Genomic DNA, 9,622 nt, shown 5'->3' with positions numbered 1-9,622 from the left:
GACGGTTTCGCCGCGCAACTGCCGCTCGATCTCGTGCGCCGCCGCGCGCCGGCCGGCGCGATCCCGTGGCTCGCGATCGAGGACCCGGCCCATCCATGGCCGAAGCTGCCCGGCAAGCAAGTCAGCGCGGGGCCGTTCTATCTCGTCTGGCTCGGGCCGGACGCGTCGTCGGTGCGCGGCGAGCAGTGGCCGTACCAGATCGTGCGCATCACGATCGAATCGTCGCCGCTCGCGCGCTGGCCGTCGCTCGCGGTCGACACCGCGTTGCCCGCGGACGACCCGGCCCGCGCGGGCCAGCGCCTGTTCGTCACGCAATGTCTCGCGTGCCACCGCATCGACGGCGCGGGCAGCAGCCACGCCGGCCCCGACCTGAGCACGCCGATGAACCCGGTCGACTACTTCCAGCCCGCCGCGCTGCGCCGCTACATCCGCAATCCGGCGTCGGTGCGCGACTGGCCGGGCCGCAGCATGCCGGCGTTTCCGCCCGATCAACTGAGTGATCGCGAACTCGACCAGATCGTCGCGTATCTCGCGTACATGGCGCGGCGCAAGGCGGCAAGATAACGCGCGCCATCCATCCGGCCGCACCCGTCGCGCTTACGCTTCCTGCGCGCTCTGCAACACCGCGCGCAACAGCACGTCGGCGCCGGCCGTCGCCCATTCCGGCGTAATCGCTTCGGCCTCGTTGTGGCTCAGCCCGTCGACGCACGGCACGAAGATCATGCCGGTCGGCGCGACACGCGCGACATAGCACGCGTCATGGCCCGCGCCGGACACGATGTCCATGTGCGACAGTCCGAGCGAGCGCGCCGCGTCACGCACCGTATCGATGCAGCGTGGCGCGAACGGCACCGGCGCATACGTGAAGATCTGCTCGATCCGCGCGCCGAGGCCGGTTTCGTCGGCCAGGCGCGCGAGTTCCGCGCGCAGCGCCGCGTCCAGTTCATCGAGGACCGCATCGTCGGGGTGACGGAATTCCACCGTGAAGAAGCAGCCGCCCGGCACCGTGTTGCGCGAATTCGGCCGCGCCTCGATCATCCCGACCGTCGCGCGCGCATCCGGTGCGTAGCGGCGGCCGAGCACCTCGATGAACGAGATCATCCGTGCCGCGCCAACCAGCGCGTCGCGACGGAACGCCATCGGCGTCGTACCGGCATGCGCGTCGACCCCGGTGAGCGTCACCTCGTACCAGCGCTGCCCCTGCCCGGCCGTCACGACGCCGATCGTCTTGCCGGCCCGTTCCAGAATCGCGCCCTGCTCGATATGCAGTTCGTACGCCGCGTGCACCGGATAGCCGCCAACCGGATCCGTGCCTGCGTAGCCGATCCGTTCGAGCTCCTCGCCGATCGTCCGGCCCGCGCCGTCGCTGCGCGACAACCCGTATTCGAGCGTATAGACGCCCGAGAACACGCCGGCCGACACCATCGCCGGCGCGAAGCGCGAGCCTTCCTCGTTGGTCCAGATCACGACGTCGACCGGGCGTTCGGTCTCGATGCCCGCGTCGTTCAGCGCGCGCACGACTTCGAGCCCGCCGAGCACGCCGTAAATGCCGTCGTAGCGGCCACCGGTGGGTTGCGAATCGGCGTGCGAGCCCGTCATCACCGGTGCGGCGTCCGGATTGCGGCCTGCGCGGCGCGCGAACACGTTGCCCATCCGGTCGACGCGCACCGTGCAGCCGGCGTCGCGCGCCCACTGCACGAACAGGTCGCGCGACTCGCGGTCGAGATCGGTCAGCGCAAGACGGCACACGCCGCCCTTCGGCGTCGCACCGATCTGCGCCATCCGTTCGAGCGACGCCCACAGGCGGTCGCCGTCGACGCGCGGCATGCGCGCGGTATCGGCATCGTTACGCATCGCCGTTCTCCGGCGCGCGTTGCAGTGCATAGCGGAAATCGCAGCGCTTGCCGCCCTGCATGATCGTGCTGGTGCGCGTGAGCGCGATGTCCGGCGCATAGCCCTGGATGAAATAGCTGTCGCGCGCGCAGCTCAGCAGGTGGCCGATCTCGCCGAGCCCCATCGCGTGATACATCTCCGCGTAGCTGCAGCGATGCACGTCGTAGTCGTAGTGCGCGTCGTCCGCGCGCCGCACCTCAACGTCGAGCGCATCGTCCTTCTCCCACAGCACCTGCAGTGCGATGAACGACTTCACGCTCGTGCCGTCCGGCTCCTGCGCGGCGAAGGTCCGGCCCGCGTCGACGGCCGCGCCACGCACGGCTTCCGCGATCACGGCCTGCGCGCGCTCGACGCCGAACTCGCGCTTCATGATCTCGTAGATCGGCTTGATGATTTCCGCTTCGATGCGGCGCCGCGCGAGGATCCCGAGGCGTGTGTCCTCGGGTGCGGCGGCGGATGTCGGGTGCGCTTCTGTCATGGGGATCGTCCTGGTTTTTTTGTCGTTTTGTCGTTTTGTCGTTTTGTCGTTTTGTCGTTTTGTCGTTTTGTCGTTACTTGGCCGCGGTGCGCGAGCCGCCGAGCACGTCGACGACGGCCCACTTGCCGCCGCGCACCTGGTAGATCGTGAAGGCCGGGTCCTTCAGGTTGCCTTCGGCGTCGAACGCGATGCGCCCGGTCACGCCGGGCCGCTCGATCGCACGAACGGCCGCGACCAGTTTCGCCGGCTGGGTCGTGCCGGCCTTCTGCGCGGCCGCGATCAGCGTGGCGGCCGCGTCGTACGCGAACGGCGCATGCAGTTCGATCGGCGCGTGAAAGCGTGCCTGGTATTGCGTGTCGAACGCGTTGCCGCCCGGCATCCGGTCGAGCGGCAGGCCCGGTTCGAGCGCCGTCACGCCGTCGCCGTCCTTGCCGGCGAGCGACAGAAAGGTCTGACTCACGAAGCCGCCCGCACCGAGCAGCGGCGCGTTCACGCCGAGCTGGCGCATCCGGCGCGCGATCGGCGCGGCCTGCGCGTCGAGGCCGCCGAAGAACACGAGATCCGCGCGCTTGCCCTTGATCGCGGTCAGCACGCCGCTGAAGTCGGTCGTCTTGTCGTTCACGTACTGACGATCGACGATCGTGCCGCCGTTCGCCTGCACGCCCTTGATGAACTGGTCGGCCAGCCCCGCGCCGAACGACGTGCGATCGTCGAGCACCGCGATGCGCTTCGCCTTCAGCGTCTTCACCGCGTACGCGCCGGTGAAGTGTCCGCCTGCATCGTCGTGACCCATGATGCGGAACGCCGTCGCGTAGCCCTGCTGCGTGTATTGATGACCGGTGGAGGCCGGCGCGATCTGTGGAATGCCCGCATCGCGGTACACGCGCGACGCCGGCACGCTGCAGCCCGTGTTCCAGTGACCGACGACGCCAATCACGTGCTGGTCGACGAGTTGCTGCGCGACCGCGACGGCCGTGCGCGGGTCGGACTGATCGTCGGCCGCGACGAGCTTGTAGACGACCGGCTTGCCGCCGATGGTCGGATGCTTCGCGTTCGCGTCGTCGATCGCGAGTTGCGCGCCGTTCTGCAAGTCCTTGCCGATCCGCGCGGACGGGCCCGTGAGCGGCGCGGCGAGACCGATCAGGACCGTCTGCGGAGCGGACTGCGCGAACGCGGGAACGGTGGCGACCAGGGCGGCCGCGGAGAAGGCGAGATGGGCGGAAAAGAAAGCGATTTTCATGTGCGGGGACCGGTCAGTCGGATCAAAAACATGAAAAATATTAAATATTCGACACTCAAACCCCAAATACCCAATTATTGGATGCTTATGCCGTTCCCGACACATTAGCGTACATCGCTGTAAATAAAGGGTATTTTTATGTTGTCGCTTACCCTGACTTTTCGATAAAATTCGATACATGAAAAATATCGAACAGTTGCCGCACGATCCGCCGCTGCGCGCGGTGCGTGCATTCGAAGCATTCGCGCGTCTCGGCTCGGTCACCGCGGCGGCGGGCGAACTCGACATCACGCCGTCGGCGGTCAGCCATCAGCTGCAACTGCTCGAGGCGTTCATCCAGACGCCATTGACGGTACGCGAAGGCCGGCTACTCGCGCTCACCGACGAGGGACGCGACTACTACCGGTCGATCAGCGCGGCGTTCTCGGTGCTGCGCAGCGCCACGCGCTTCGTGCGCGATCGTTCGTCGCTGCGCCAGATCACCGTCAGCCTGATTCCGCTGCTCGGCATCGGCTGGTTCGTTCCGCGGCTGCATGCGTTCCTGGCCGACAACACCGATGTCGACGTCACGGTGCTGTACGCACATCACCGCAACTACCGAAGCGATGCGTCGGATCTGTCGATCCGCTTCGGCACCGGCGACTGGCCCGGCTACCGCTGCGAGCGGCTGCTGCCGGGCGCGATGGTGCCGATGTGCAGCCCGTCGTTCCTGAAGCGTCACGGGCCGTTCCGCACGCCGGCCGATCTCGCCCGCGCGCCGCTCGTGCATGACGAGGATCGCAGCACGTGGGTCAACTGGCTGCAGGGCGCCGGCGTAAGGCACGTATCGCACGCGGTGGGGCCGATGTTCGAGGACGGCCAGCTCACGCTGAGCGCCGCCCGCGCCGATCTCGGCGCCGCGCTGCTGCGCGCGCCGCTGGTCCAGCGCGAACTGGCGAACGGCGAGCTGGTGCAACTGTTCGATCACGCGCTGGACGACGGGCGCGATTACTACCTGTGCACGCGCGAGGACGCGGACATGCCGGACGGGGCGCGACGGCTGGCGGAATGGTTGCGGGAGATGGCGGGGATTTGAGCGGGGTGTGCCCCGCCTGCCGAACCGGGAATCGGCATTCGCTTCGGACAAGCGGCGATCTTGCATTTGCGCGGTCGCATGTCGATGATGGATGCGTCAAGTCATGGGGGTTGCAATGCATACGATCCCGGTCGACCTGTCGGATGACCAGCATGCCGCGCTGAGCATCATCGCAGGGGCCAGGGACCGCCCCCGCGCCGAAATCATCGGCGACGCAATCGATGCCTATATCGCGCGACACGAGCACACACTTGTCAACAATGTGTTCGGTCTATGGAAGGGGCGCGAGATTGCCAGCCAGGAGGACCTGCGTTCGGAATGGTGAAGGCATGTACAGCCTCTGCCCCGCCCGAATTGCCTTCGGCCCCCGCCAATCAAGGGCCGGAAGCAGATAGAAAATCCCGATGCCTCGGATTGAAACAAGCAATTTCACAAGCTCAGGGTGAACCCGGATACTGGCAACACTCCACTCACCACTGACGAAAAGGAATTGTCCAGATGCCGATCATCAACACCCAAATCAAGCCGTTCAAGGCAACCGCTTACCACAATGGCGAATTCGTGCCCGTGTCGGAAGAGAACTTCAAGGGCAAGTGGTCCGTCGTCGTGTTCTACCCGGCCGACTTCACGTTCGTCTGCCCGACGGAACTGGGCGACCTCGCCGACCGTTACGCGGAATTCCAGAAGCTGGGTGTCGAAATCTACGGCGTGTCGACCGACACGCACTTCACGCACAAGGCATGGCACGACACGTCGGACACGATCGCCAAGATCAAGTACCCGCTGGTCGGCGACCCGACGCTCACGCTGTCGCGCAACTTCGACGTGCTGATCGAGGAAGAAGGGATGGCGCTGCGCGGCACGTTCGTGGTCAACCCGGAAGGCGAGATCAAGCTGTGCGAAATCCATGACAACGGCATCGGCCGCGACGCAGGCGAACTGCTGCGCAAGGTCCAGGCCGCGCAATACATCGCCGCGCACCCGGGCGAAGTGTGCCCGGCCAAGTGGACGCCGGGTGCGGAAACGCTGACCCCGTCGCTCGACCTGATCGGCAAGATCTAAGGGTCGCCGCGCGCCTCGCACGGGGCGCGCGACAAGCCTCGCCACGGGCCGCCTCGCGCGGCCCGCGCCCTCCTCCGGCACGACGTGCCCGACCAGCATCATCAATACGGAATCCGAAACGCCATGCTCGACGCCAATCTCAAGAACCAACTCAAAGCGTACCTCGAAAAGATCACGCGCCCGATCGAACTCGTCGCCTCGCTCGACGACAGCGCGAAATCGCAGGAACTGCTGGCGCTGCTGAACGAGATTGCGTCGCTGACGGATCGCGTGACCGTAACCGAACGCCGCGACGACGCCGAGCGCAAGCCGTCGTTCTCGATCGGCGAGCCCGGCAAGCCGGCCGGCATCCGCTTCGCCGGCATCCCGATGGGCCATGAATTCACGTCGCTCGTGCTCGCGCTGCTGCAGACGGGCGGCCATCCGATCAAGCTCGACCACGACGTGATCGAACAGATTCGCGCACTCGACGGCGACTACGCATTCGAAACGTTTTTCTCGCTGTCGTGCCAGAACTGCCCGGAAGTCGTGCAGGCGCTGAACGTGATGTCGCTGATCAACCCGCGCATCCGCCACGTCGCGATCGACGGCGCGCTGTTTCAGGATGAAGTCGAGTCGCGCCAGATCATGGCCGTGCCGACGATGTTCCTGAACGGCGCATCGTTCGGCCAGGGCCGCAGCAGCGTGAAGGAAATCCTCGCAAAGCTCGATACGGGCGCCGGCGAACGCGCGGCGAAGTCGCTCGAAAACAAGCCGGTGTTCGACACGCTGATCGTCGGCGGCGGCCCCGCGGGCGCGGCTGCCGCGATCTACTCGGCACGCAAGGGCATCGCGACGGGTGTCGTGGCCGAGCGTTTCGGCGGCCAGGTGCTGGACACGATGGCGATCGAGAACTTCGTGTCGGTTCAGGAAACCGAAGGGCCGAAGTTCGCGACCGCACTCGAGCAGCACGTGAAGCAGTACGACGTCGACATCATGGACGTGCAGCGCGCCGACGCGCTGATTCCGGGCGACGTGCACCAGATCCGCCTCGCGAACGGCGCGGTGCTGAAGGCGAAGACGATCGTCCTCGCGACCGGTGCACGCTGGCGCGAAATCAACGTGCCGGGCGAGCGCGAATACCGCAACCGCGGCGTCGCGTACTGCCCGCACTGCGACGGCCCGCTGTTCAAGGGCAAGCGTGTCGCGGTGGTCGGCGGCGGCAACTCGGGCGTCGAGGCCGCGATCGACCTCGCCGGCATCGTGAAGGAAGTCACGCTGATCGAATACGGCGCGCAACTGCGCGCGGACGAAGTGCTGCAACGCAAGCTGCGCAGCCTGCCGAACGTGACGATCGTCACGCAGGCGCAGACGACCGAACTGACCGGCGACGGCAGCAAGCTGAACGGGCTCGTCTACAAGGATCTGCGTTCCGGCGAAACGAAGCGCGTCGACCTCGAAGGTGTGTTCGTGCAGATCGGCCTCGTGCCGAACACCGAATGGCTGAAAGGCACGGTCGAACTGTCGAAGCACGGCGAGATCGTCGTCGATGCACGCGGCGCAACGTCGGTGCCGGGCGTGTTCGCGGCCGGCGACGTAACGACGGTGCCGTTCAAGCAGATCGTGATCGCGGTCGGCGAAGGGGCGAAGGCGTCGCTCGGCGCGTTCGATTACCTGATCCGGCAGGACGTGGCGGCGCCGGCGGCCACTGCGCAGCCGCAGGCCGAAGAAGCGGTCGCCGCCTGACGGACGTCAACGCACCGGCATCATAGTTTGTCTCTCTTGGCCCCGCATGCTTTGGTCGGCGTGCGGGGCCCTTTTTATGCCGAATACATTCGCGGTTACTTGGTCGCGGTCGTGCCGCCGTCCGCCGGCACGGGCGCCGTCGACTTGAAACTGCTCGACTGCCTGACCAGTTGCTCGGTCATCGCGGCCGCCACCGGATTCGCGCCGGACGACGAACCGCCCTGCCGGTACGAACCGGTGCTCGCCGGCATCGAGGAGATCGACGACATCGACGGCGGCGGCAACGACGGGTCGAGCTTCGCCGATTCCCTGACGAGCGCGGCCGTCTCCGGCGTTTCGGATTTCATCGCGGCCGGCGGCGCGGCGGCGGCGTGGCGTTCGAGGCCGTCGCGCTTGCGCGGCGCGCGTTGCGTGACCTGTGCTCGCTGCGTGCTCTGTGCGGGCGCAGCCGACCGAGCGGGTTGGACCGATTGGGTGGGTTGAACAGTCGCAGTCTGGGCCGGCGCCGGCGGGGTCGAATCCTCCGGGTTCACCGTCACGACGTTGACCTTCGGCGGCGGTGCGGCCGGTTTCGTCACCGGTTGCGGCTTGTCGCTGACGACCGGCACCGGTGCAGGCGCGGCGTCGACGCGCGCGGGTGCGACCGGCGCGGACGTGGATGCGGTTGGTGCGGGAGGCGGCGCGGCAGCCGCCTGCTTCGGCGCCGTCGCGGCGGCCGGTGCCGGCGGCGCGATCGCACCCTGTACCGCGTGATCGTTGCCTGCAGGCGCCGCGGCAACGGGCGCGGCCGAATCGCCGATGCCGGCGTCTTCGATCGCACGGTGGTCCGCGCGCAGCAGCATCACGTACGCGGTGCCGGCCGCGGCTACCAGCAGCCCGCCGGCGATCATGATGGTTTTACGGGTACTCGTCATGCTTGCTCACCGATCATATCGACGTGAACAAGCCATCATACGCGGCCAATGCGCGTTGATCTCGTACGAATACATTTGGTTGCATTGATGACGGCGCACGGCCATCGGCGCCGCGCCGTACTATCGTCAGACGGAAAAAACCGCCCGCCCTCGCCCGTCAGATGCAGAAGATCGCGACCGCAATCCCGCCGAACAGCAGCCACTTGACGATGTAGTACACGGTGCGATTCCACGCCTTCAAGCGCTTGCCCGCGCGGCGAATCGCATACAGGTACCGGAACGCACGATTGAGCCCGCCCGTGCGATCGCCCGTTTCGTTCGGCGACGCGGCCGCGCGCATCAGCAGTTGTCCGAACGCATCGTTGACACGCTGCGCCCAGCGATATTTCATCGGGCGATCGATGTCGCAGAACAGGATCACGCGATCGTGCGCGGTGCGGTTTTCGGCCCAGTGCAGGTACGTCTCGTCGAACATCACGGCCTCGCCGTCGCGCCATGCGTACGACTCGCCGTCGACGACGATCCGGCACGCGTCGTCGTTCGGCGTGTCGAGCCCGAGGTGGTAGCGCAGCGAGCCCGCATACGGATCGCGATGCAGCCCGAGTGTCCCGCCCGGCGGCAACTGCGCGAACATCGCCGCCTTGATCGACGGAATCCGCGACAGGATCTCGACCGAGCGCGGACACAACGCCTGCGCGGACGGATGCGGCGCGTCGTACCACTTCAGGTAGAAACGCTTCCAGCCGTGGCGAAAGAACGAATTGAAGCCGATGTCGTTGTACTCGCCCGACGCCTTGATCCGGCTCGCGTCGCGCAACGCAAGCGCTTCGCGGCGGAACGTGCGCCATTCGCGCTGCAGCACCGCGAGTTCCGGAAAGTGCTCCGTGTCGAGAAACGGCGTGGTCGGCACCGACGAGAACGCATACGAAAAGCAGTTCAGCGGTGCGGTAAAGGTCGAGTGGTCGGATAGTTGCCTGAACAACCGGTGCCGAACCTTGCCGCGCCGATGCGTGTACACGACACACGCAATGAACACGATCAACAGGACCCAGCGCATCGATATTTCCCCCGTGGTTCTTTTGAGGAAATTCTAGAGACGGGGAAAATTTCCTGCATCGACGCGCAGGTCGTGCGGCAGGCGTCGTCACGATGTGGCGAGACGGGGGGCGATCCGTGCCGAAATGCAAAAAAGCCCGTGTATACGGGCTTTTCGAGCGATCCGACGTGCGTGCGGC

The 9,622-nt window shown here is 66.5% G+C and carries 10 protein-coding genes; 5 read left to right on the top strand and 5 right to left on the bottom strand.

The genetic code is table 11. The annotated features are described in order from the left end of the window. Positions 1–564, top strand: a 564-nt coding sequence (locus tag H3O04_RS30775; RefSeq protein ID WP_202589112.1) for a c-type cytochrome, incomplete at its 5' end; no start/stop codon positions are given. Between the two features lie 33 nt (positions 565–597). On the opposite strand, the gene H3O04_RS30770 is transcribed toward H3O04_RS30775, so the two are convergent. The 3 genes from H3O04_RS30770 to H3O04_RS30760 form a co-directional block, all read right to left on the bottom strand. Then, positions 598–1,854, bottom strand: a complete 1,257-nt coding sequence (locus tag H3O04_RS30770) for a Zn-dependent hydrolase (protein WP_077179680.1) — start codon at positions 1,852–1,854, stop codon at positions 598–600. Next, a complete protein-coding gene (locus H3O04_RS30765) occupies positions 1,847–2,371 on the bottom strand; it encodes an L-2-amino-thiazoline-4-carboxylic acid hydrolase (protein WP_023476508.1) in 525 nt (174 codons plus the stop codon). The genes H3O04_RS30770 and H3O04_RS30765 overlap by 8 nt, the downstream gene beginning before the upstream one ends. 73 nt (positions 2,372–2,444) lie before the next feature. Beyond that, positions 2,445–3,611 (bottom strand): branched-chain amino acid ABC transporter substrate-binding protein, encoded by a 1,167-nt coding sequence (locus tag H3O04_RS30760; RefSeq protein WP_124591565.1) that lies wholly within the window; start codon positions 3,609–3,611, stop codon positions 2,445–2,447. Between the two features lie 178 nt (positions 3,612–3,789). Here H3O04_RS30760 and H3O04_RS30755 point away from each other — a divergent pair, with 178 nt between their 5' ends. The 4 genes from H3O04_RS30755 (at position 3,790) to ahpF (ending at position 7,473) form a co-directional block, all read left to right on the top strand. Beyond that, positions 3,790–4,686: a LysR substrate-binding domain-containing protein gene (locus tag H3O04_RS30755; protein ID WP_023476510.1), complete on the top strand. Its 897-nt coding sequence runs from the start codon at positions 3,790–3,792 to the stop codon at positions 4,684–4,686. A gap of 115 nt (positions 4,687–4,801) precedes the next feature. Further along, entirely contained in the window at positions 4,802–5,011 is a 210-nt protein-coding gene (locus tag H3O04_RS30750) for a CopG family ribbon-helix-helix protein (RefSeq protein ID WP_043887649.1), read from the top strand. A 173-nt stretch (positions 5,012–5,184) separates the two neighbouring features. Continuing rightward, the gene (gene ahpC, locus H3O04_RS30745; protein ID WP_202589111.1) at positions 5,185–5,748 is read left to right on the top strand and encodes an alkyl hydroperoxide reductase subunit C; all 564 of its coding nucleotides are present in this window, start codon (positions 5,185–5,187) and stop codon (positions 5,746–5,748) included. A gap of 123 nt (positions 5,749–5,871) precedes the next feature. Continuing rightward, positions 5,872–7,473, top strand: a complete 1,602-nt coding sequence (gene ahpF / locus H3O04_RS30740; protein WP_023476512.1) for an alkyl hydroperoxide reductase subunit F — start codon at positions 5,872–5,874, stop codon at positions 7,471–7,473. A 95-nt stretch (positions 7,474–7,568) separates the two neighbouring features. Here ahpF and H3O04_RS30735 read toward each other — a convergent pair whose 3' ends face one another. Together H3O04_RS30735 and lpxO are read right to left on the bottom strand one after the other, a co-directional pair. Further along, complete coding sequence (locus H3O04_RS30735; protein ID WP_202589110.1) at positions 7,569–8,387, bottom strand: extensin; 819 nt, start codon at positions 8,385–8,387, stop codon at positions 7,569–7,571. A 157-nt stretch (positions 8,388–8,544) separates the two neighbouring features. After that, positions 8,545–9,444: a lipid A hydroxylase LpxO gene (gene lpxO, locus H3O04_RS30730; RefSeq protein WP_105798244.1), complete on the bottom strand. Its 900-nt coding sequence runs from the start codon at positions 9,442–9,444 to the stop codon at positions 8,545–8,547. Between the last annotated feature and the right edge of the window lie 178 nt (positions 9,445–9,622).

The sequence above is a fragment of the Burkholderia sp. KCJ3K979 genome, from assembly GCF_016759955.1.
Classification (GTDB): Bacteria; Pseudomonadota; Gammaproteobacteria; order Burkholderiales; family Burkholderiaceae; genus Burkholderia; species Burkholderia orbicola.
The sequence above is the reverse complement of the archived record's forward strand: the minus strand, read 5'-3'. Positions and strand labels throughout refer to the sequence as shown.